This window comes from Vibrio sp. THAF64 (genome assembly GCF_009363455.1).
GTDB lineage: Bacteria > Pseudomonadota > Gammaproteobacteria > Enterobacterales > Vibrionaceae > Vibrio > Vibrio coralliilyticus.
The window spans coordinates 2,590,632-2,613,111 of record NZ_CP045355.1 but is presented as its reverse complement, the minus strand read 5'-3'; the positions used below and the strand labels follow the sequence as shown (position 1 = coordinate 2,613,111).

24 protein-coding genes are annotated in these 22,480 nt (G+C 45.9%); 13 read left to right on the top strand and 11 right to left on the bottom strand.

Annotation, left to right across the window (positions count from 1 at the left end; genetic code table 11):
• The first annotated feature begins 1 nt into the window (after nt 1).
• The 6 genes from prmC to ybaK all read left to right on the top strand — a co-directional run bounded on the left by prmC (nt 2) and on the right by ybaK (nt 5,604).
• Nucleotides 2-871 (top strand): peptide chain release factor N(5)-glutamine methyltransferase, encoded by an 870-nt coding sequence (gene prmC / locus FIU99_RS12055; RefSeq protein WP_006963100.1) that lies wholly within the window; start codon nt 2-4, stop codon nt 869-871.
• Nucleotides 872-873: 2 nt separating this feature from the next.
• Complete coding sequence (locus tag FIU99_RS12050) at nt 874-1,257, top strand: SirB2 family protein (protein WP_006963099.1); 384 nt, start codon at nt 874-876, stop codon at nt 1,255-1,257.
• A 19-nt stretch (nt 1,258-1,276) separates the two neighbouring features.
• Nucleotides 1,277-2,086: a SirB1 family protein gene (locus tag FIU99_RS12045; protein ID WP_006963098.1), complete on the top strand. Its 810-nt coding sequence runs from the start codon at nt 1,277-1,279 to the stop codon at nt 2,084-2,086.
• Between the two features lie 44 nt (nt 2,087-2,130).
• Nucleotides 2,131-2,982 (top strand): 3-deoxy-8-phosphooctulonate synthase, encoded by an 852-nt coding sequence (gene kdsA / locus FIU99_RS12040; RefSeq protein ID WP_006963097.1) that lies wholly within the window; start codon nt 2,131-2,133, stop codon nt 2,980-2,982.
• A gap of 401 nt (nt 2,983-3,383) precedes the next feature.
• Nucleotides 3,384-5,045: a bifunctional UDP-sugar hydrolase/5'-nucleotidase UshA gene (gene ushA, locus FIU99_RS12035; RefSeq protein WP_006963096.1), complete on the top strand. Its 1,662-nt coding sequence runs from the start codon at nt 3,384-3,386 to the stop codon at nt 5,043-5,045.
• 85 nt (nt 5,046-5,130) lie between these two features.
• Nucleotides 5,131-5,604 carry a Cys-tRNA(Pro) deacylase gene (gene ybaK, locus FIU99_RS12030; protein ID WP_006963095.1) on the top strand — a complete coding sequence of 158 codons (474 nt, stop codon included), beginning with the start codon at nt 5,131-5,133 and terminating at the stop codon, nt 5,602-5,604.
• Nucleotides 5,605-5,675: 71 nt separating this feature from the next.
• On the opposite strand, the gene FIU99_RS12025 is transcribed toward ybaK, so the two are convergent.
• Nucleotides 5,676-6,920 carry a uracil-xanthine permease family protein gene (locus FIU99_RS12025; RefSeq protein WP_006963094.1) on the bottom strand — a complete coding sequence of 415 codons (1,245 nt, stop codon included), beginning with the start codon at nt 6,918-6,920 and terminating at the stop codon, nt 5,676-5,678.
• A gap of 249 nt (nt 6,921-7,169) precedes the next feature.
• Between FIU99_RS12025 and FIU99_RS12020 the strand changes: the two genes are divergently transcribed.
• Nucleotides 7,170-8,390, top strand: coding sequence for a DUF2066 domain-containing protein (locus tag FIU99_RS12020; RefSeq protein WP_006963093.1), 1,221 nt, complete (start codon nt 7,170-7,172; stop codon nt 8,388-8,390).
• Between the two features lie 31 nt (nt 8,391-8,421).
• Here the strand turns inward: FIU99_RS12020 and FIU99_RS12015 are convergent, their stop codons facing one another.
• From FIU99_RS12015 to FIU99_RS12000, 4 genes are read right to left on the bottom strand one after another with little or no spacing between them, the layout of a single operon-like run.
• Entirely contained in the window at nt 8,422-8,841 is a 420-nt protein-coding gene (locus tag FIU99_RS12015; protein WP_006963092.1) for a DUF2069 domain-containing protein, read from the bottom strand.
• A gap of 3 nt (nt 8,842-8,844) precedes the next feature.
• A complete protein-coding gene (wrbA, locus tag FIU99_RS12010; RefSeq protein ID WP_006963091.1) occupies nt 8,845-9,411 on the bottom strand; it encodes an NAD(P)H:quinone oxidoreductase in 567 nt (188 codons plus the stop codon).
• Entirely contained in the window at nt 9,408-9,752 is a 345-nt protein-coding gene (gene arsC / locus FIU99_RS12005; protein ID WP_006963090.1) for an arsenate reductase (glutaredoxin), read from the bottom strand. Before arsC ends, wrbA begins: the two co-directional genes overlap by 4 nt.
• Nucleotides 9,753-9,800: 48 nt before the next feature.
• Entirely contained in the window at nt 9,801-11,255 is a 1,455-nt protein-coding gene (locus FIU99_RS12000) for a M48 family metallopeptidase (protein ID WP_039952595.1), read from the bottom strand.
• Nucleotides 11,256-11,556: 301 nt separating this feature from the next.
• On the opposite strand from FIU99_RS12000, the gene FIU99_RS11995 reads away from it, so the two are divergent.
• The 3 genes from FIU99_RS11995 (at nt 11,557) to FIU99_RS11985 (ending at nt 14,943) form a co-directional block, all read left to right on the top strand.
• Entirely contained in the window at nt 11,557-11,793 is a 237-nt protein-coding gene (locus tag FIU99_RS11995; protein WP_006963088.1) for a sulfurtransferase TusA family protein, read from the top strand.
• On the top strand, nt 11,786-12,862 hold the full coding sequence (locus FIU99_RS11990) for an AI-2E family transporter (protein ID WP_006963087.1): 1,077 nt from the start codon (nt 11,786-11,788) through the stop codon (nt 12,860-12,862). The genes FIU99_RS11995 and FIU99_RS11990 overlap by 8 nt, the downstream gene beginning before the upstream one ends.
• 209 nt (nt 12,863-13,071) lie before the next feature.
• On the top strand, nt 13,072-14,943 hold the full coding sequence (locus tag FIU99_RS11985; RefSeq protein WP_006963086.1) for a methyl-accepting chemotaxis protein: 1,872 nt from the start codon (nt 13,072-13,074) through the stop codon (nt 14,941-14,943).
• 54 nt (nt 14,944-14,997) lie between these two features.
• Here FIU99_RS11985 and bcp read toward each other — a convergent pair whose 3' ends face one another.
• Both bcp and FIU99_RS11975 read right to left on the bottom strand, forming a co-directional pair.
• Complete coding sequence (bcp, locus tag FIU99_RS11980; RefSeq protein WP_006963085.1) at nt 14,998-15,468, bottom strand: thioredoxin-dependent thiol peroxidase; 471 nt, start codon at nt 15,466-15,468, stop codon at nt 14,998-15,000.
• 12 nt (nt 15,469-15,480) lie between these two features.
• Nucleotides 15,481-16,023, bottom strand: coding sequence for a glycine cleavage system protein R (locus tag FIU99_RS11975; protein ID WP_006963084.1), 543 nt, complete (start codon nt 16,021-16,023; stop codon nt 15,481-15,483).
• Nucleotides 16,024-16,323: 300 nt separating this feature from the next.
• On the opposite strand from FIU99_RS11975, the gene dapA reads away from it, so the two are divergent.
• Nucleotides 16,324-17,202 carry a 4-hydroxy-tetrahydrodipicolinate synthase gene (gene dapA / locus FIU99_RS11970; protein ID WP_006963083.1) on the top strand — a complete coding sequence of 293 codons (879 nt, stop codon included), beginning with the start codon at nt 16,324-16,326 and terminating at the stop codon, nt 17,200-17,202.
• A 55-nt stretch (nt 17,203-17,257) separates the two neighbouring features.
• Complete coding sequence (gene bamC / locus FIU99_RS11965) at nt 17,258-18,283, top strand: outer membrane protein assembly factor BamC (protein ID WP_006963082.1); 1,026 nt, start codon at nt 17,258-17,260, stop codon at nt 18,281-18,283.
• A 74-nt stretch (nt 18,284-18,357) separates the two neighbouring features.
• Here bamC and FIU99_RS11960 read toward each other — a convergent pair whose 3' ends face one another.
• Both FIU99_RS11960 and rnt read right to left on the bottom strand, forming a co-directional pair.
• Nucleotides 18,358-19,683 carry a Na+/H+ antiporter family protein gene (locus FIU99_RS11960; protein ID WP_006963081.1) on the bottom strand — a complete coding sequence of 442 codons (1,326 nt, stop codon included), beginning with the start codon at nt 19,681-19,683 and terminating at the stop codon, nt 18,358-18,360.
• A gap of 28 nt (nt 19,684-19,711) precedes the next feature.
• Nucleotides 19,712-20,371, bottom strand: a complete 660-nt coding sequence (gene rnt, locus FIU99_RS11955; protein WP_006963080.1) for a ribonuclease T — start codon at nt 20,369-20,371, stop codon at nt 19,712-19,714.
• Nucleotides 20,372-20,575: 204 nt separating this feature from the next.
• Here rnt and FIU99_RS11950 point away from each other — a divergent pair, with 204 nt between their 5' ends.
• Nucleotides 20,576-21,457 carry an OmpA family protein gene (locus tag FIU99_RS11950; RefSeq protein ID WP_006963079.1) on the top strand — a complete coding sequence of 294 codons (882 nt, stop codon included), beginning with the start codon at nt 20,576-20,578 and terminating at the stop codon, nt 21,455-21,457.
• Nucleotides 21,458-21,504: 47 nt separating this feature from the next.
• Here the strand turns inward: FIU99_RS11950 and FIU99_RS11945 are convergent, their stop codons facing one another.
• Both FIU99_RS11945 and gloA read right to left on the bottom strand, forming a co-directional pair.
• Nucleotides 21,505-21,942 carry a DUF2753 domain-containing protein gene (locus tag FIU99_RS11945; RefSeq protein WP_006963078.1) on the bottom strand — a complete coding sequence of 146 codons (438 nt, stop codon included), beginning with the start codon at nt 21,940-21,942 and terminating at the stop codon, nt 21,505-21,507.
• 116 nt (nt 21,943-22,058) lie between these two features.
• Nucleotides 22,059-22,475 carry a lactoylglutathione lyase gene (gene gloA, locus FIU99_RS11940; protein WP_006963077.1) on the bottom strand — a complete coding sequence of 139 codons (417 nt, stop codon included), beginning with the start codon at nt 22,473-22,475 and terminating at the stop codon, nt 22,059-22,061.
• Nucleotides 22,476-22,480 lie beyond the last annotated feature (5 nt).

Here is a 22,480-nt window from a genome sequence, read left to right as displayed (position 1 = left end):
AATGACTGCACCACATAGTGTTGAATACACACTAAAGAGTGCCGTAGACAAGCTTCAAGAGAGTGGCAGTGATTCGCCCTCTCTTGATGCCGCGGTATTGCTTTGCCACACCCTCAATAAACCTCGCTCCTTTCTGCTTACGTGGCCTGACAAAATCCTAGATTCAGAAGCAATCTTGGCTTTTGAAGCGAACTTACAGCGTCGCATCAATGGTGAACCTGTCGCTTACATTACCGGTGAACGTGAGTTCTGGTCACTGCCACTGAAAGTGGCACCAAGCACACTTATTCCACGTCCAGATACAGAGCGTTTGGTTGAAATTGCTTTAGAGAAAGCGGTTGAAAATCAGGGTGATATTCTAGATTTGGGTACTGGAACTGGCGCGATTGCACTCGCCATTGCGTCGGAGCTACCAAACCGTCAAGTTTGGGGTGTTGATCTCAAGCAAGAAGCCAAACAGCTGGCTGAGTCTAATGCCGAGCATCTGGGTATTCGCAATACACAATTTTTATCAGGCAGCTGGTTTGAACCGGTAGGAACTGGTACAAAGTTTGCTCTAATAGTATCAAACCCTCCTTATATTGAAGAGCATGACCCGCATCTGGCGCAGGGAGATGTGCGATTTGAACCGTTGAGTGCTTTAGTGGCGAAAGACAACGGGTTGGCTGATATCAAGCACATTTCGAGTCAGGCACTGAGCTTTCTGCAGTGTGATGGCTGGCTGATGTTTGAGCACGGTTACGATCAAGGTATGGCAGTGAGAGAGATTTTAGGCTCACTGGGGTACCAAAACATTACAACTTATAAAGACTACGGCGAAAACGACCGCGTAACCATAGGTCAATTTTCTCCAGAGAAGCAAGAGAGATAATTATGTACGAAGGTTTAAAGCACTTTCATCTGTTAACGATAGCAATCAGTGCCACTTTATTGTCTGTTCGCTATGCGATGATGATGGCCAATTCCAAACTGCTAGAGAAGAAGTTTTTCAAAGTCTTCCCTCACATCAATGACACATGTTTACTGTTGTCGGGTATTGGTCTGATTTTTATCACTGGCTTTATTCCTTTTACAGCCGCAGCCCCTTGGCTGACGGAGAAAATTACCTGTGTGCTGGCGTACATCGCACTGGGTTTCTTTGCTCTTAAGTTGGGTAAAAATAAGCTACTACGTACATTTTCCTTCTTTGGCGCGCTAGGTTGGTTAGCGATGGCAGGTAAGGTGGCTGTAAGTAAAGCACCATTATTTTTAGGTTAAGGCGTACTAGGTAATATTCATGCTTGAGTTATTTGATGAAGATTTTGATGCTATTGAACTGGCAGAAGGGGCGCTGATCTTAAACAAAGCGATCAACCCGTCGACCAATGACCAGTGGGCAGAGAAAGAACTGCATCGATTACTAAAAGAAGCTGAGCTGAGATTAAGCCAAGAGATCGGCGAAAAGCAGCGTTTCGACGCTTTGCTGCGTCTCTTTTATCACGAGTGGGGATTCACTGGTGATCAGGAAGCCTACTACGATTCGTCCAATGCTTTCATTGATAAAGTCTTGGAGCGTCGCAAAGGTATTCCGGTGAGCTTGGGGGCACTATTACTGTACCTCGGGCGCAAGCTAGGTTTTCCAATCAGTGGTGTGACCTTTCCAAGCCAGTTTTTGCTGAAGCTGGAATGGTATGGTGAGCGCCCACAGTTTATTAATCCATTCAATGGTGAATATGTTTCTAAGCACGTACTGGGTGCGTGGCTAATTGGGCATAGTGGCCCTCTGGCGACCTTGGAACCTGAACATCTTAAGTCTGTGGATAATCCAACGGTTATCGGTCGTTGGCTAGCATTGCTCAAGAGCGCTTTACTTCGTGAAGAGCGCTATACTTTGGCTTTGAAATGTACCGATTTAGCACTAACGTTTGTACCTGATGATCCGTATGAAATTCGCGATCGTGGTTTTATCTACCAGCAGCTAGACTGCCATCAGGTTGCGCTGACCGATTACCAATATTTTATTGACCAGTGCCCTGATGATCCGGCGGCTGAGTTGTTAAAGAATCAAGTCAACGCCATGAGTGAAACTCAGGTGACACTTCACTAAGTCCAGCTGCAGGTTGGCATACATAAAGAAATAGAGAGAAAAAAATGGAACAGAAAATCGTTCACGTTGGTGATATCCCTGTAGCTAACGACAAACCGTTTACGTTGTTTGCAGGTATGAATGTTCTTGAATCTCGTGATCTGGCTATGCAGATCTGTGAGCACTATGTCAAAGTGACAGAAAAGCTTGGCATCCCTTACGTGTTCAAAGCGTCATTCGATAAAGCAAACCGCAGTTCTGTTCATTCATACCGTGGTCCAGGTCTGGAAGAAGGTATGAAAATCTTCCAAGAGCTGAAAGATACATTTGGTGTGAAAATTATCACTGATGTACACACAGAGGCTCAGGCACAGCCTGTTGCTGACGTGGTTGACGTGATTCAGCTACCTGCATTTTTGGCTCGTCAAACTGACCTTGTTGAAGCGATGGCAAAAACTGGCGCTGTGATTAACGTTAAGAAACCGCAGTTCATGAGCCCAGGTCAAGTGGGTAACATCGTTGATAAATTCAGCGAGTGTGGCAATGACAACATCATTCTATGTGAGCGCGGCTCTTGTCACGGTTACGATAATCTAGTGGTAGATATGCTGGGTTTCGGTGTGATGAAGAAAGCGTCAAAAGGTAGCCCAATCATCTTTGATGTGACCCACTCACTTCAGATGCGTGACCCTTCAGGTGCTGCATCTGGCGGTCGTCGTGAACAGACTGTTGAATTAGCAAAAGCGGGTCTGGCGACTGGTATTGCGGGTCTGTTTATTGAAGCGCATCCGAATCCTGATCAGGCAAAATGTGATGGTCCATCAGCATTGCCTTTAGACAAGCTGGAACCTTTCCTAGCGCAAATGAAAGCGTTGGACGATCTGATTAAAGGTTTCGACCACATCGACATCAAATAAGTATTCATTGTTAAGAAAAAGGCTAGCCAAATTGGCTAGCTTTTTTGTTTCTGATTACTCCCCAAATCCCTTAGAACCCTAACAAGAAGAAGTCATGTTCCCTTTCTTTGTTGAGTAAACGCTCAATCTCACATTTGCTGTTCAGTGATGTTAACTCACAGTAAAACGTTTGCTTGTGATCATTTGGTAGAACAGGTGCAATTGTGCTGCTTTGTTACACACTTAAATGTCAATTAGGGTGATCTAAGCGGCATAAATATGAAATCAAGATGTCACCCCTAACGGCTTAATTTAAACTAGTTCAAGTTTTACTGAGTTCTCAGTTATTGGTTGCTGAGCGCGTCTGTTCAACAAACTCAGTATAAAGCAGTGGAAATCCCCAAAAATTCAAAGGTATGACAATGAAGCAACGCCTGATTGTAAAAACCGCACTAAGCGCAGCGATTCTTGCAACTCTAGCTGGTTGTGCGACAGCACCTCAGCAAGAGTGGGAAGCGGACAAAACTTATAAGCTGACAGTTCTGCACACTAATGACCACCACGGTCGTTTCTGGCAGAACAAATATGGTGAGTACGGCATGGCTGCTCGTAAAACGTTGGTTGACGAGCTGCGTGCAGAAGTAGAAGCTGACGGTGGTAGCGTGCTACTACTATCTGGCGGTGACATCAATACAGGTGTTCCAGAGTCTGACCTGCAAGATGCCGAGCCAGATTTCAAAGGCATGAACAAGATCGGTTACGATGCAATGGCGCTAGGTAACCACGAATTTGATAATCCGCTTGAAGTTCTGTTTAAGCAGAAAGAGTGGGCAAACTTCCCAATGCTATCTGCAAACATCTACGACAAAGAAACTGGCGAGCGTATGTTCCAGGCTTACCAGATGTTTGATAAGCAGGGTATTAAAATTGCTGTAATCGGTCTGACTACTGAAGATACGGCTAAGATTGGTAACCCAGAATTCATTGGTGGTATCGACTTCCGCGATCCTAAAGAAGAAGCGAAGAAGTTGATCGCTGAGATCGAAGAAACTGAAAAACCAGATCTGATCTTTGCTGTGACTCACATGGGCCACTACGAAGATGGTAAGCGTGGTGTTAATGCTCCGGGTGACGTGGCTCTTGCTCGCTACCTAGACGAAGGCTCTCTGGACATGATCGTAGGTGGTCACTCTCAAGAGCCAGTATGTATGGAAGCGCCAAACGTTGTTAAGAAGAACTTCAAACCTTCTGACGAGTGTAAGCCAGACCTACAAAATGGTACTTACATTGTTCAGGCTCACGAGTGGGGTAAATACGTAGGTCGTGCTGATTACGAATTCCGTAACGGTGAGCTAGAAATGGTGAGCTACGACCTGATCCCAGTTAACTTGAAGAAGAAAGTTAAGATCGACGGTAAGAAGCAACGTGTTCTTATTGAAGATGAAATCAAGCAAGACGAAGAACTGCTTGAATTCCTACGCCCTTACCAAGAAAAAGGTAAAGCGCAGCTGGATGTGAAGATTGCAGAAACTAACGGCAAGCTTGAAGGTGATCGTAACGTCGTTCGCTTTAAGCAAACTAACCTAGGCCGTCTGATTGCAACTGCTCACATGGAGCGTGCAAAAGCGGACTTCGCGGTAATGAACTCTGGTGGCGTTCGTGACTCTATTGAAGGCGGCGATGTAACGTACAAAGACGTACTGACTGTACAACCATTCGCTAACATCCTGACTTACACTGACATGACGGGTAAAGAAGTTCTGGACTACCTAAACGTAGTTGCAACTAAACCTGTTGATTCTGGCGCGTACGCACAGTTTGCTGGTATCTCTATGACAGTAGCAAACGGTCAGGTATCTAATGTTGTTATCGGTGGCGAACAGCTTCGTTTAGATGAGACTTACCGCTTCACAATCCCAAGCTTTAACGCAGCGGGCGGTGATGGTTACCCTAAACTTACAGGTCACCCTGGTTACGTTAATACCGGTTTCGTAGACGCTGAGGTCCTAAAAGAGTATCTAGAAGCGAACAGCCCAGTTGATGTTAACAAGTACGCACCTGCTGGCGAGATTGTTTACAAGTAAGTTGACTAAAACTTCGAAATCTCATTAACTTAAAAGCGCTGCACATTTTGCAGCGCTTTTTTGTTATTTACCCAATGGAATCAAGATGACCCCGGCAATCAATCTCGCTAAGAAGAAAAAAGTCACCCATACCATTCATCAGTATGATCACGACCCTCGTGCAGATAGCTATGGCTTGGAGGCGGTTGAAGCATTGGGGCAAGATCCGGAGCAAGTGTTTAAGACTTTGCTGTTTTGTATGAACGGTGAGCCTAAAAACTTGGCGGTTGCTGTAATTCCGGTCGACCAAAAACTGAATCTGAAGCTTGCCGCTAAAGCCGCTAAAGCTAAGAAGGCAGAAATGGCGAATCCTGAGATCGCGCAGAAAACGACGGGTTACGTGGTGGGAGGAATTAGCCCGCTTGGTCAGAAAAAAGCGTTGCCTACTTTTATTCATCAGAGTGCGGTAAACAGAGAGACTATTTGTGTCAGTGCTGGTAAGCGTGGTTTGGAAATTGAATTAGCACCGAAAGATTTGGCTACATTGACTCGTGGGCAATTTGCAGAGCTGTGTCTGTAACGAGCGATTCTTATCGTCTGATAGGTTCTTTTAAAAAGGGTTGATGTCCATACATCAACCCTTTTTCGATTCTACTTGGCTTCGTCTTCCATTTGAGCGTTATCCACGACGTGGTTTTCGCCCAAATCTTTTGGAAGGAGGAGGTTAAGTAGTATTGCAACGATGCCACATAAGCTGACGCCTTGCAGGCTAAATTCGCCAATACCAAAAGCCATACCGCCGATACCAAATACTAGGGTGATCGCAACGATAACTAGGTTGCGGGATTTGTGCAGGTCGACATTATTCTTAATAAGTGTGTTTAAGCCGACAGTTGCAATTGAACCAAACAGCAGAATCATAATGCCGCCCATGACAGGCATAGGAATGGTTTGTAAAACCGCACCAAGCTTACCTACCAGTGCTAAGACAATTGCGCTCACTGCTGCCCAAGTCATGATGACAGGGTTAAACGCTTTAGTCAGCATGACCGCACCCGTTACCTCTGAGTAGGTGGTATTCGGCGGTGCGCCAACCATAGAAGCGGCAATGGTTGCCACCCCGTCACCTGCGATAGTGCGATGCAATCCTGGCTTTTTGATGTAGTTCTTACCTGTTACGTTCGAGATTGCCAACATATCTCCTACGTGTTCAACCGCAGGCGCAATGGCGACGGGAATCATGAATAAGATGGCGTTGATGTTAAATTCCGGAGTAGTGAAGTTTGGTAATGCAAACCAAGCTGCTTCATGGACTGGCGTAAAGTCAACGATACCGTAACTAAGGCTTAGCGCATAACCGACAACGATACCGCCCAGAATCGGTGTTAACTTCAGGAAGCCTTTGGCGAAAACACTCAGAATGATAGTTGTTAACAACGAGGCTACTGAGATGACCAGCGAGGCATTTGCATCAATGACCTGTGCCCCATCTACTTTACCGAGAGCCATGTTCACAGCGACGGGTGCGAGACCTAAACCAATCACCATGATGACCGGACCGACTACAACGGGCGGCAGTAACTTATGAATAATGTCTACACCGCGTACTTTAATGAGCGCCCCCATTGCAACGTATACACAACCGGCCGCCATTAGACCACCCATAGTTGCAGGTACACCCCAAGTTTGAACTCCGTAAAGAATAGGTGCAATAAAAGCAAAAGATGAGGCAAGGAAGATAGGAACAGAGCGGCGAGTAACAAGTTGGAAAAGAAGGGTTCCGACACCTGCACCAAATAGAGCGACACTAGGATCTAATCCTGTCAGCAGTGGGACCAACACGAGAGCCCCAAATGCGACAAATAGCATCTGCGCACCTTGAATGGCGTTTTTCATGGCTTATTCCTTTATGTGGTGAATCGAAGAGCAGTAGGTAAATACTCAACAGAAAAATAAAATTCGCGGGATTTTATCACCTTGGCAATCGTTTGCAATCTGAAGTGGATCAAATAAACAATAATTAACCAATCAGTAAGCGTGATGGTTTAAGGGTGCCAAAACACATAAATCCGACCTTTAGTTGCTCAAGATTGGATAGTTGCTTATCATCCGAAGCTGCAATGAAGAATTGACCTTAGGAAAGCTATGCGCCATTTAGTTTTGTTGGCTTTAGGGCTGGTGGGATTCCCTGCCGCTGCTTTGACCAATGTAGATTTATATCAGACAGAGATTGTACTTGATCAAAGCGTTGAAAATGCGGATGCCCAAGCTCGTGTGGATGGGATGAAAGAGATTATCGTCCGTGCTTCTGGCGATCAAAGTGCGGTATCAAATCAGGTCGTGCAAAAGGCTCTGAAACAAAACTCTCAGTACCTTTCGCAAATCAGTTATGGGCAACTTGATGGCCAGCAAACACTTCGTTTGGGTTTCAGTGCGCCTCATATCCGTTCTCTGTTAAGTCAGGCTCAATTACCTATTTGGCCTGCTGCTCGCGCCAATCTGCTGGTTTGGTTGGTTGAAGAGACTCAATATGATCGTAATATCAGCTGGGAACATTCTGATTCACCAGTGCTTGGCCAGATGAAAGTGGAAGCCGAAAAGCGCGGCCTACCGCTGACGGTTCCAGTTGGAGATTTTGATGATATTACAGGTGTAGCTGCCTCTGACCTTTGGGGCGGTTTTGCGCGCCCTGTTGGTGAAGCAAGCCAACGTTACCCTGTTGATGCTGTATTGGTTGTGAGAGTACAGGGTAACTCGCTACGTTGGACTTTGTACGACCAAAAACCCACCACGATTGGTATAACGCGTCAAGCACCAGTATCTGGCTCAAACAGCGGTGCGGATTCTGCGACTAAGATGGTGAACCAGATCAGTGACTACTATGCGAGAAAGAGCGCAGTAGTCGTTGCAAGTGAGTCTTCTGAAACTGTGAAAGTTCGTTTTACTTCGTTAAATAATGCGGTGGATTTTTTCACGTTAGAGAAACAGCTGAAAAAACTCAGCTCAGTAGCCGCAACGGATATTCTAAAGATTCAAGGTAATCAGGTAACGTTCAACGTGCATCTGTTGGCTTCTCAAGCGGAATTTGAGCAGGAAGTCAGCCGTATGGGGCAGGTGACTCAACTGGAAAATAGCACTGAGTCTCAACCCGTTGTTATTGACGAACCACAAATTGAATCGCCTGATGATTCGGTCAGTGGAGCGCAACCGAATATTGACACTCCTGTTGAGGTTCCAGCTGTCATTCCATCGGAGCAAATTCTGACATTTGAATGGTTAGGGGCTCCCGCGACAGAAATAGAGCATGAAGCTGAATTGATAGATTCAGAAGAGGTTCAAGAAGCGCTCGAAGACGCAATTGAATAACGAAAAAGGTCTGGCAAATGCCAGACCTTTTTTATTCGAATCGTTCTTTTTCTTCTTTTTCGACTTTCGATAACCGTTTGAGCTTAAGCCCTAACTCTTTACCACGGGAGCGTGCATAAAGAATGTTACCGGCGAAGGCCGCTGCTGTAAGGATTAGTTCTATACCTGCTAGCCAGCGCTCACCACCATCGATATAAAGAATGGTTAACGCATGCAGAAAGTACAGCATCAGCACGAAGTTGGCCCAAGCGTGTGTGTACGGTTTACCAGCAAGAATGCCGGGTAACGGCAACAGCAGAGGAATACTCCAGGCAATGGCAAGTGTAATGCCGCTGATGTGAGGGTGAGGAGATAGGCTAAGTTGCCACAGGGCCACCCAAGCAAGCAGACCGAGGTTTCCACATAACGCCAGAAGCCGGAATAGTTTGGTTTGTGATTGCATTTCCTGCATGCATCAGTCCTTCATTTTTAACGCAGTGGTCGCCAAGCGTTTACCGAGTTGTTGAGCCAGTTCGATTTCATCTTGACTGAGTGAAGCCCCGTCGTGAGTCACAGACGTTGCGCCGTAAGGTGTTCCACCGGTTTGCGTGGTATGCAGCGTCGGCTCAGAGTAAGGAATCCCTAAGATCATCATTCCGTGGTGTAACAGAGGTAACATCATGGTTTGCAATGTCGTTTCCTGCCCGCCATGTAAACTGGAAGAGGAGCTAAAGACACATGCAGGCTTATCGATCAAATCTCCAGAGACCCACAAAGACGTCGTCTGGTCCCAGAAGTGTTTGAGTGATGCGGACATGTTGCCAAACCAGACCGGGCTACCCATCGCTAGGCCATCACAGGCTTTTAGTTCATTTAAAGTCACTACAGGATCTTGAGCTTGTTGCCTTTCATCTATGTCTTCAACCGAACGAATCAAGGCTTCGCAGTGAGGGATAGATTCTATCCCTCTGGCAATTTGCCGCGCTAATGCGCGGGTAGAACCGTGTCGGCTGTAATAAAGGACGACAATCTGGCAACTCATAGAATATCGAGAACCTGCTCTGGTGGACGACCATGTTTTGCCTGACCATTGCTAACGACAATTGGACGTTCAATCAGTTTTGGATTAGCAGCCATGGCTTCGAATAGTTGTTCGTCTGTCGCATCTGCTAGATTGAGCTCTTTGTAGATGTCTTCTTTAGTACGCATCATAGCGCGAACATCATTTAGGCCGAGTTGTGTGAAAAGTGACTTCAACTCAGCCACGCTCGGTGGTGTGTCGAGGTATTTGATGATTTCTGGTTGGATATTTTTTTCTTCGAGAAGTGCCAAGGTTTGGCGGCTTTTTGAGCAACGAGGGTTGTGATAAATCACGACTGACATAAGTTGAGTCTCCGAGTTATTGGGAACGGTGTTCTATCCGTTCCATCATTATTGTAGAGCCATAAAACGATCGCGCTGAACCATAAGCTGATCGATGCGTGCATCGTAGCGTGCTTGCTTTAAGCTGCCAAGTTCGGCCAGTTGACTGGCTTGAGTGTAATACTGAATCGCCTTATTCCAATTAGCTTTCAAAGCTAAAATTTCCGCGCGAGCAGCGAGGTCTTCGTCACTTCGGCCAAGATGAATGCTGGCTTCAGACAGTAAATGCCAACCATTCACATCGTTAGGATTGTCATGGGTGTAGCGCTGAAGGACACGAACCGCTTCTGCATTTTTATCCTGTTTCATCAAAGCATTAGCATAATTGATGGTTAATACGGCGTTGTTTGGCTTACTTTTCAACGCTGTCTGCAGCATTTTCTCTGCTTCACCAGCCTTTTTCTGCGCAATATACAAATCGGACATGGCGTCTAGGTAGAAGTTGTTGTCCGGTTGCTGTTGGATCAAGGATTGTAAAATCGTGTTAGCTTCATCCAGTTCATTGTTGTCTAAGTGAACCAGAGCTCGGCCATATTGGAAAGAAGATTTCAGGCTTGCTGGCGCTTTCTTCTCTGTGCGAGTCAACCAATCCATGGCGGCTTTGGCACTGATGCCAGCATAGCGGGCGACAATACGAGCGCGAGCAAGGTTGTAATTCAGTGATGGGTCAATTCTTCTCGCCGGATAGTTTTGCGCTCTCGCTCGACTGTCGGTAATACGATCTTCCGGCAGCGGGTGCGTCAGCAGCATTGGAGGTGGTTTACTGGCGTATCGGTATTCATCGGCTAAGCGACTGAAGAAACGTGGCATCGCATTGACGTCAAACCCAGCTTTGGCTAGCGTGTCGATACCAAAGCGATCGGCTTCTTTCTCGTTACTACGTGTGTAGTTTATCTGGCCCTGAATATTACCAGCAGTGGTTGCGGTAATCGCTGCGATACCCGCTTCAGGCGCAGCGATAGCGAGAAGCAGTGAGCCTGCCAATGCCGCCATTGTCGCGGGAGATCGTCTTGCCTGTTCTTCCATACTGCGTGCGAGGTGGCGTTGAGTAACGTGCGCTATTTCGTGTGCGACAACGGAAGCCAACTCGCTTTCACTTTTGGCATGAAGAAATAGCCCGGTATGCAGAGCTACGTAACCACCAAAAAACGCGAAGGCGTTGATATTACGGTCACGGATCATAAAGAAGGTAAACGGGGTTTTTACGTCACTGGCGCTAGCAACCAACTGATGGCCTAAGCTGTCGATGTATTCATTCAGAACTGGGTCATTGACGATAGGCTGGTTGTTACGCAGCATGCGCATGTAGGCGTCACCGTATTGTAGCTCTTGATCTATGGTCAAAGTGCTACTGGCTGCCGTACCAATATCAGGTAAATCGAGTGTATTGGCGTAGGTTGGTGTCTGTATACCCAGCGAAGCTGCGACGCATAAGCAGACAAGTGAGCGCGTACGTCTAAACATATTTTATTGGTGATACTCCATGATCATTTGGTCTATCCACTCAGTCTGAGTCATTTGGTTATAATGAACGGTGTCAGGCTGGAGGTATAGCTTTTTGACACTCTTTTACTGAGATGGTTTCACCGTCGATTGGCTGCTGTTTTGTGAATTATGCGCCTATCATTCATCTATCGAGTGTAAAGTGTTCCATTGAATTGAGTTATGTCAAAGTGAAACTTTTCGATGCATCGGTGTATTTGCACTGACGCTTGGAAAAAAACACTATACAATATTCCTCCTATGATAAGCATCGGGCTGAAGAATGGAACTGAATCTTTTGGATTTGCGTCAAGAGCGCTGCCCTATGGCACTATTACTTGCCAAGCGTCACACTAAAGGGCTGTGTGAAGGACAACAAACAACCATTTATGTTTCAGACCCCAGTTCTATGTCAGATATAAAACATTTCCTGCTTAAGCAATCCTTCGAGTTGGTCTGCGAAGAGTTGGATAGTTATTACTGTTTGCAAGTGACTAAAGGAACCTTGTCGAATGTTTGAGATGGTGAGTCGTTGGTACAAGCGACGTTTTTCTGATCCACATGCTGTGAGCTTGGTTGCGATTCTGCTCTTCGGCTTTATCACGATTTATTTCTTCGGCAATCTTATTGCGCCTTTGCTTGTTGCGATTGTTTTGGCTTACTTATTGGAATGGCCTGTTTCTCAGTTGTCCCGCTTGGGTATTCCAAGAACGTTATCGGTCATCTTGGTTATTCTTGGTTTTACGAGCTTAATGATGGTGGCGGTATTTGGCCTGGTCCCGACGATTTGGCAGCAAGTCGGCAATCTCATCAATGATATTCCTTCCATGTACACTGGGCTGCAAAAGGTGATTGCAGAGTTACCGCAACGTTATCCTGAATTGGATAATTTCCAGATTGTCGAATCGCTAGTGACCAACGCGAAGAACCAAGTGATCGTGATGGGTGAGACGGTCGTTAAGGGTTCTCTAGCGTCTTTAGTGAGCATTGCAACACTGGCGGTTTACTTGATTCTGGTGCCACTACTGGTGTTTTTCCTGCTCAAAGATAAGCAAGAGATGATTGCCATGGCGAGTGGTGTATTACCGCGCAACCGTAAGCTGGCAACCAAAGTTTGGCATGAAATGAACGATCAAATCTCTAACTATATTCGCGGCAAAGTGATGGAAATTCTGATTGTCGGCGGTGTGAGTTATGTGACATTCGCAATTTTAGATTTGCGCTATTCGGTACTACTTGCTGTTGCAGTCGGTCTATCTGTGTTGATTCCGTATATCGGTGCGGCTGCGGTAACAGTACCTGTGGCAATGGTTGGCTTGTTCCAGTGGGGGCTGACTCCTCAATTCTATTGGCTGCTGATTGCCTATGGCATCATTCAGGCCCTGGATGGAAATGTTCTGGTTCCGGTTCTGTTCTCTGAAGCGGTGAACTTGCATCCAGTTGCTATCATTGTTGCCGTACTGGTCTTTGGAGGGTTGTGGGGCTTCTGGGGCGTGTTCTTTGCTATCCCGTTAGCAACCTTAGTGAAAGCGGTGTGGAATGCTCTGCCAAGTAACGACGAAGACGAAGTCTATTCACACCCCGGATAGGCCAAATTACAATTTCATCAAATAAAAAGCCTCAAAGCTTTCGCTTTGAGGCTTTTTATTTGCGCAAACGGTATATACTTTTTAAAAGATTGTTTTACAAAGTATGAATTTTGTAAGAAATTTCTTAAGTCTGCTGTGGTTAGGACGATAATAATAGATACGACATAACAACTATAAATTAAAAAACGAATTAATCTTTGAGGGACACTATGAGATTTAGTCAAAAGATCGTTGCTGCATCATCAGCATTGCTGTTAGTAACCGTTGTGTTACTTTCGGTGCAACAACTTAATACAGTAAAGGATGAAGTAGAGGACTTGGTCGATACCAGTCTAATTGAGATGGTGAAAGGGGTAAAAAACACCGTCACTTCAGAAATGGAGAGTAAGAAGTCTCTTGCTCAATCCACTACCGAGGTTATTGAACTTGACCCTCAAAACAAAGCACGCGTTAAAGATATTCTTGAGAAACCAAACCTGAAAGGTAGCTTCTTGGCTGTAGGATATGGCTATGAAGCGGATGGTTTTGTTGTAGAAAATGATGATGGCTGGGAAGCTGGTCCTGATTATGATCCGCGTGTCCGACCTTGGTATAAAGATGCTAAAGCCCAAGGCAAGCTTGTAGTCACAGCGCCTTATGTTGATGTTTCCTCGAAGAAAGTCATCATTTCTATCGGTACACCTGTTCGAGACAACGGCCAGTTTACCGCAGCCATGTTTTATGATTTAGAACTGACAGGCTTAGCGGATTTAGTTAATAGCGCTAATCTGCTCGATGCGGGGTATTTGTTTATTATCACCGCTGACGGTACAACCATCGCTCACCCTGATGCCAAGAATAATGGCCAAAATCTTTCCACTTATTTGCCAGAAGCTAGCATTAAAGAAGGCAACCAGCGTATAGAAAAAGATGGTCAGTCATACCTTATCCACTTTACCAAAGTACCAAGTGAAAACTGGTATATCGGTGCAATTGTTGATGAGAGTATTGCGTTTGCGGCTATTGACGATATGCGTAGCAGCTCGATTCTATACGCAGTAATCAGTGTTGTATTGAGTGTTGTGGTACTGAGCTTCCTGATTAAGTTCCTGATGCGCCCTCTAGGTACACTTAATGAAGCGATCAAAGATGTCGCTTCCGGTCAGGGTGACTTAACCAAACGTTTGGATACGAACACTGACAAAGAGTTTGCTGAGCTGGCAGAAGGCTTCAATACCTTTACTGAGACCTTGCAGAAGCAGATTCAGCAGTCGAAAGCGATTGGTGCTGAAATTCTGCGCGGGACTGAAATGACGGTTCAGGGCTCACAAGAGTCAGCAGAAGCGATGCGTAGCCAACTGCAGGAGCTTGAGCAGCTTGCTACAGCGATGAACGAAATGGCTGTGACGGCAACAGAAGTTGCAAATAACGCTCAAGGCGCCGCTGGTGCAGCGAAAGACGCCGATGAAGCAACACAACAAGGCTCTTCAGTGGTGAGTGCTACCACGTCATCGATTGATGCATTGTCGGCGCGAATCGATCAAGCGGTTGAAGAAGTACAAGGTCTGGAATCTGCGACAGCGAACATCGAAACCATCCTTAAAGTGATTAACGACATTGCCGATCAAACGAACCTGCTAGCCTTGAATGCGGCAATTGAGGCAGCACGTGCTGGTGAGTCTGGTCGAGGTTTCGCAGTTGTAGCGGATGAAGTTCGAACGCTCGCGCAGCGTACTCAGGAATCGACAACTGAAATCCGCAGTATGATTGAGCAGCTACAAGCGGGCGCAAGCTCAGTGTCAGCAGCAATGCATGAAAGCAAGAACACAGCGGTGGATGCGGTGGATAAAGCTCAAGCGGCAAATGAATCCTTGCAACGCATTCGTGATGCGATTCAGAGCATTACTGACATGAACATGCAGATTGCTTCTGCGGCAGAAGAGCAGAGCTTGGTGGCGGAAGAGATCAACAGCAATACGGTGAAGATCAAAGATCTGTCGACACAGGTAGCCGACTCCGCAGAAAACGCCAATATTGCCATGCAGGTACAGACGGAAAATGTCCGAGAGCAAGATGCAATACTGAACAAGTTTATTGTTTAAGGTTAAAGAAACAAAAAACGCCAGCGACAAGCTGGCGTTTTTTATGAGTAGAGATTACTTATTTTCATTCAAGTAATCCAAAACCACTTCATGGTGATTTTTGGTTTTGAACTTATTAAATACGTGCTCAATCACACCTTCTTCATTGATAAGGAAGCTGATGCGGTGTAGGCCGTCATACACTTTACCCATGAACTTCTTCTCACCCCAAACACCGAATTGGTCTGCGGCTGCGTGGTCTTCATCAGACAACAGAGTGAAGTTGAGGTTGTCACGCTCGATAAACTTACCTAGGCGTTTTACTGGGTCAATGCTGACGCCCAGCACTACAACGTTATGAGCATCCAGTTCTGCTTTAGTATCGCGCAGACCTTGTGCTTGTACTGTACAGCCTGGAGTCATCGCTTTTGGATAGAAGTAGAAAAGAATCTTTTTACCAGCAAAGTCACTGAGTGACACTGTGTTGCCGTCTTGATCCAGCAGGGAAAATGCCGGAGCCGGAGTGCCAGCTGTTAGCGTGTTCATTGATTTTCCTTTTTATTGACTGTTCTTTATGAAGTTTAATGAGCCTTGAACGCCAAGGCTTGAGCACAATGCTTCGAATTCTTCCTGCAACTGCATCAAATTACAATCTGCATCAACAGTGGCCGTGATAGCAATATGGAACTGGTTTTGCGTAGACTGAATTTTCGCTTTATCTATGGTCTGCGCGCTGAGTGATGCAAGACCAATATTTTTATCAGCGAAGAACTGAGTGAATTTCTCTGTCAGCCCAACTTCATCATCAGACTCAACAAAGACTTCCAAGCTGTAAGAGTTGTCAGCATGAGCATGTTGAGATGTACGTTTCATCATGGTGATGAGATCAAGTTCCTGACCTAATAAAGGCAGTGTAGTTTCGACGCGAGTGACCGCTGCATTGTTGCCGGAAAGCAGCATAATGAGGGTGAATTCGTTGCCAAAAAGCGCAATGCGACTATCAACAATATTGCATCCAGATTGTGTGACCAGGTGAACCACTTGGTTGCAGACACCGGGGCGGTCCGTTCCTACCGCTGTAATCACCAGATGTTGAGTCATAATATCACTTCGAGCATTGTTATGATTATTAATGAGATAGCTTAGCACAGTTACTGAAGAGAAAAATGTCCGCTCAACAGAAATCTGATGCAATTTTCTGCACTCGTTACTGACCCTGCCTGAGGGCTTGATATTTCTAACCTCAGGCTGACAACGGGCTGTAAAAAAGGCGTAAGTTGCCAAAGTTCTAACATCTGATAAATATTCACTCAAATAGGTGATTTAAGCGGGTTTAATCCCTTGTCTTTTTCAATCGCCTTACAGTACCATGCAGAAAGTATCTAAATTAGGGAGAAAGACATGTTTTCAGGAAGTATCGTAGCGTTAATTACACCGTTTAATAATGATGGCGAAGTAGATTACGTAAGCCTGAAAAAACTTGTGGATTTTCACGTCGAATCTGGCTCAGATGGAATTGTGGCCGTTGGCACAACAGGTGAATCTGCAACGTTAACCGTTGAAGAGCATGTCAAGGTTGTTACCAAAGCGGTAGAATTTGCTGAAGGTCGTATTCCTGTGATTGCGGGGACAGGAGCGAATGCTACTCATGAATCAGTCACTTTCAGTCGTTTACTAAACAACTCTGGTATCGCAGGTTGTCTGAGTGTGACGCCGTATTACAACAAGCCAACTCAGGAAGGTTTGTTCCAGCACTATAAGGCGATTGCTGAAGAAAGCGACGTGCCACAAATCCTCTACAACGTGCCAGGTCGCACCGCAGTAGATTTGTTGCCAGAAACAGTTGCTCGTCTGGCAGAAATCGATAATATCGTGGCGCTAAAAGATGCAACGGGTGATTTAAGCAGAATTGCAATTCACCGTGAACTTTGTGGCGAAGATTTTATCTTACTAAGTGGTGATGATTCGAGTGGCCTTGATTTTGTTAAGCAAGGTGGCCAGGGTGTGATTTCAGTTACGAATAACATCGCGGCGGAAGATATGGCGAAAATGATGAAGCTTGCCCTTGAAGGTAAGTACGAAGAAGCCGAGATTATCAACCAACGCTTGATGCCGCTTCATAAGAATCTGTTTGTTGAGTCGAGCCCGATTCCAGTTAAGTGGGCTGCGCACAAGATGGGCTTGATTGCTCACGGTGACTTAAGACTGCCGCTGACAGAGTTGTCTGAAAATGCTCGTCCAATTGTGGCACAGGCAATGACGGAAGCTTGCATCTACTAAATCAGAATGAATTGCCGAAGCACAAAGCTTCGGCATTTACTTATCAGGAGTTTCAATGAAATTGTCTCACCAGCTAGTTGTTAGTTCGCTAGCTGTTTTTGTTTTAAGTGCCTGTTCTGGTGACGCAACTCAGCGTCGTCAGGCGAAGGACGATTTTGATTACCTCAATACTCCGCCTCTGACTGAGTGGAATAACATCGAAGGTGTGAACCCGCGCAACTACACTAACTACCAGATCCCTCAAGGAGAGTTTAGTGGTGGTGTTGGTCGTGATGTGGATATTCGCCCACCACAACAGGTTCTGGAGCTGATCCCAGGCGCGCGTGCAGAGCGAAAGAATGGCGAAGTAACGTTGTGGTTATTGCGTGAAGATGAGCTGGATAAGGTCTGGCAAACGGCGCTGAAGATGCTGCAAGAGCAGAACATTGCTATTCGTGAGCAAACGGATAACCGTATCGAGACGGATTGGGTTAGCTGGCAGTCTGAAGACGAAGACGCTGAAATCGGTTCTCGCTATGAAATCACCAGTGTTGAAGCGAACAATCGCTATGGCTTTAAGATCTCTTTGATTGATTGGCGCGAAGCAGGCAAACAAATGCCAGTCTCCGCGACGAATAAAGAGCGCTATAACGCCTTGATGACCAACCTAGTGACTGCTCGTTACGACTTGGATATTCGTGAGGAAGCAGCTCGTCGTGCTCAAGAGCTGGTTAAGCAGATCCCGATCTCTATGGGCACAGACCGTAGTGGCTTCCCAGTGATCATCGCACGTACTCCTTATAACGTGCTGTGGCCTCGTCTGCCTAAGCTTCTCCCTGAAATGGGCTTCACCATTGAAGAGCGCAACCAATCACAAGGGACAGTGAAAGCTAAGTACGCTGCACCAGATGATGCATTCTGGACTGAGGTTGGCGTTAAGCCGATTGGCCTTTCATCAGGGACTTATACTTTCCTATTTGGTGATTTAGGTAACCGTACTTCTATCAACGTTACTGACTCTTCAGGTAAGCCTGTAGAAGAAGAGCTGCTGAAAGATATGGTACCAGTTCTGTCTGCGGTGGCAGACAAACACGCTAAGTAACCTCCAATAGGTAATAAAAAAGCTGACTATCAAAGTCAGCTTTTTTTATGTCTGTTGTTTTGCTTTTGGCTCGGTTATAGAACCATAGCCGCAATCCAACCAAACACAATCAATGGGATGTTGTAGTGAACAAACGTCGGCACTACGGTTTCCCAAATGTGTTCATGTTGACCATCAGCATTCAGGCCAGACGTAGGGCCAAGTGTTGAGTCAGAGGCTGGAGAACCCGCGTCACCCAATGCAGCCGCTGTACCAACTAGAGCAATTGTTGCCATTGGCGAGAAACCAAATGCTGCAGCCAGTGGTACGTAGATCGTTGCAATGATCGGGATAGTCGAGAACGAAGAGCCAATGCCCATAGTGACCAAGAGGCCAACAACCAGCATAAGAAGAGCGGCTAGTGGTTTGTTATCACCGATACTAGTCGATAGTGCTTCTACCAAAGACTCTACTCCACCTGTTTGCTTCATTACGGCAGCAAAACCAGCGGCGGCAATCATGATGAAGCCAATCATCGCCATCATGTGCACGCCTTTAGTGAACACGTCATGGGTTTCTTTCCAAGCGATAACACCACCAAACGTGAAGACCATGAAACCTGCTAGGGCACCAATGATCATTGAACCTGTGGTTAGCTGGACAGTAAGTGCAGCGATGATACCAGCACAAGCAATTAGGATGTTCTTTTTGTTGATTGACGGCGTGTTTTCTTCAACGTGTGTCAGCTCCGTTTCCTTGTATTGACGAGGCTTACGGTAACTAAAGAAAATGGCTGTTAATAAACCGAAGATCATACCTGCTGCTGGCAGCAACATAGCGACAGGGACTTGGCTTGCGACGACGGACTCCAAGCCATTATCGTGCAGGTTTTTGAGCAGGATGTTATTAAGGAAGATACCGCCAAAGCCAACTGGTAACACCATGTAGGGTGTTACTAGACCGAACGTCAGCACACAGGCAATCATACGACGATCTAGATTGAGCTTCGCAAAAACGCCTAACAGAGGTGGAATAAGAATAGGGATAAAGGCGATATGCACAGGTACGACGTTCTGAGAAGACATAGTCACTAAGATTAGTGCGATTAACACTGCGTACTTAAGACCTGTCGAAGCAGAGCCGTTTTCTTTACCGTGAATACGTTTGATGACACTGTTTGCCAGTAAATCGGTGATCCCCGATTTAGAGATAGCGACAGCGAATGTCCCAAGCATAGCGTAGCTGAGTGCAATCGTTGCACCGCCACCTAGGCCACTTTCAAATGCAGCAACAGCATCATTTAGGTCCATGCCAGCAACGAGGCCACCGACGATAGCACTGAATGTCAGGGCAACCACGACATTCACGCGCATCAGTGCCAGAAGCAGCATGATACATACTGAAATTACAACAGGATTCATAGTTTACTCGATTGTTGTGTTTACTTTTTTATTTATTGTTTTCTGCGTCTTCGTCGATCAAAGGCCAACCACCAAGAGCTTTCCATTTGTTGACGATGCCGCAGAAGAGTTCTGCTGTCTTTAACGTATCGTAAAGGGCAGAGTGGGCTTCTTTGTTGTCAAAATCCATCCCAGCGGTTTTGCACGCTTTGGCTAATACAGTTTGACCATAAGCCAACCCGCTTAGCGTTGCGGTATCAAACGTTGCAAAGGGATGAAAAGGGACGCGTTTTAGCTTGCTACGTTCACTAGCGGCCATCACAAAGTTGTGATCAAAAGTTGCATTGTGTGCAACCATAATTGCTCGGCTACAATCAGCCGCTTTTTGTTCTTTGCGTACAAGCTTGTAGATTTCTTTGAGGGCTTCCGATTCAGGTACCGCACCACGCAATGGGCTAAACGGATCATGAATGCCGTTAAAGTCCAGAGCTTCCTTCTCGAGGTTTGCTCCTTCAAATGGCTCAACATGGAAGTGGATGGTAGAAGCTGGCTGGAGCTCGCCATTTTCATCCATTTTAAGAGTGACGGCACAGATTTCTAACAGTGCATCCGTTTTGGCATTAAACCCTGCGGTTTCAACGTCGATAACGACAGGAAAATAGCCACGAAATCGTTTTTTGAGCGTCAATGCTTCGTTTTCTACAGTCATGTTGGCCTAGTATTATGTGACAAGGGCAGCATTATTGCAGATTCTCAGGGCAAGAAAAACCGGATTGTCTAATTAATAACGTTCCGTTGTTATTGATAGAAGTGCAGCCAATCACTACGTTCTTGGCGAGGTTTTTGCATTGTAGGTGTTGTAGAAGTATCAGCGGCAACATTGCGCCGTGCTAAGTAAGAGAATCCGTACCCCATGAAAAGACTGTTAGCCACTAGCCTAACATTAACACTTGCTTCTGTTGCCAGCTCCGCTTCGGCAATGGATGTTCGCTATGCTGCTAAACCCCAGCAGTCACAGTGGCAGATGATTGCAAATACGCCACTAGAGTGTCGCATGGTGCACCCGATTCCAAATTACGGTGACGCGGTATTCTCATCCCATGCCAGCAAAAAGATCAACCTCGATTTTGAGCTGAAGATGAAGCGCCCTATGGGTAAAACCCGAGATGTGTCTCTGGTTTCAATGCCTCCCGTATGGCGACCAGGGGACAGCGCTGAGCGTATTACTAATATTCGTTTCTTCCAGCAGTTTGATGGTTATGTAGGTGGGCAAACTGCATGGAGCATTCTCACAGAGCTGGAAAAAGGGCGTTACCCAACTTTTAGTTATCAGGAATGGCAAAGTCGTGATCAGCGTATAGAAGTCTCATTGTCTTCTGTCTTGTTCCAGCACTCCTACAATGCGTTTAGCGACTGTATTGCAAATCTGCTGCCATATAGCTTTGAAGATATTGCTTTCACCATTCTGCATTATGACCGTTCAAGTGTGCAGCTAAACAAAGCGTCGCAGAAACGGTTGGCACAGATAGCAGAATACATTCGCCATAATCAGGATATTGATTTGGTCTTGGTATCGACATACACCTCGAATGAAGAAAGTAAGAGCGCCAGCCAGAATTTGTCTGAGCAACGGGCGGAAGTACTGCGTGACTACTTTAAATCGCTCGGTTTACCTGAGGATCGGATTCAAGTTCAGGGATACGGCCGCCGTCGTCCGGTTGCAGACAACGCTTCACCGCTTGGTAAAGATAAAAACCGCCGAGTAGTGATATCACTGGGGCGGACCCAAGTCTGATAGTAAAAAAGCCAGCGTAATGCTGGCTTTTTTACTGTTCATTCCGATTAGTTAAGTCGGAACTTAGCGATTAGGTTACAGTTAGTGGCAGTGTCTATATCCTGCACCAGTTTCGCTATCTTAGGATTTGGGTGTCGTTTCATGAATTCGATCAGCGCTTTTTTACAGCAGCCCATTGAGTCGACGAAGGCATCACAGTCGCTGTTTGGACATTGAGGCACCAAGGTAAGGACTTTTTCTGAAGCTAGCTGAAGGTATTTGAGTTCGTATTTAGTATCGCCAACCGTTCGCCAAAACGAAGCCATGTTGTGACAGGAAATCACAGAGATCATCAGTCGGTCTTCAACATCAATCTCATTGGAATCACCAATTCGCTCACTTAACGTCAGCGCTTGTTGGTAGTGAAGGATGCTACGCAGGTGATCATCATCGTTCATTGCTAAATCAGCCAGTAGCGTGTGTTTTTCCCACTCGGTGATGCCCATTGTCTTATAACTCTCCGAATTCACAATATTTCGAGATTAAATGATAATTATTATCATGTAAAGTAAAAATAATAGGGCAGCTAAATGCTGCCCTATAGAATCAATGGTGGAGGCGATTATCCCTCAAGGCCTGCCGACGCTTGTTTGTTTTGGATAAGTTCCAGCATATAACCATCAGGATCTTTTACGAAAGCAATATGAGTTGTTCCGCCTTTTACAGGTCCCGGTTCACGAGTGACATTGCCACCGGCGGCTTTGATGGCATCACAGGTTTTGTAGATGTCTTCAACACCAATCGCGATATGGCCGAATGCGCTACCCAAATCGTATTCTGTTGTGCCCCAGTTGTAAGTCAGTTCAATCACAGCACCTTGAGATTCATCACCGTAACCCAAGAAAGCGAGAGTGTACTCATACTCTTTATTTTCGTTGGTGCGTAGTAGCTGCATTCCCATGACTTCAGTATAAAACTGAATTGATTTATCTAGATCACCTACACGTAGCATGGTGTGTAAAATACGCCCGTTTGACATTGCCT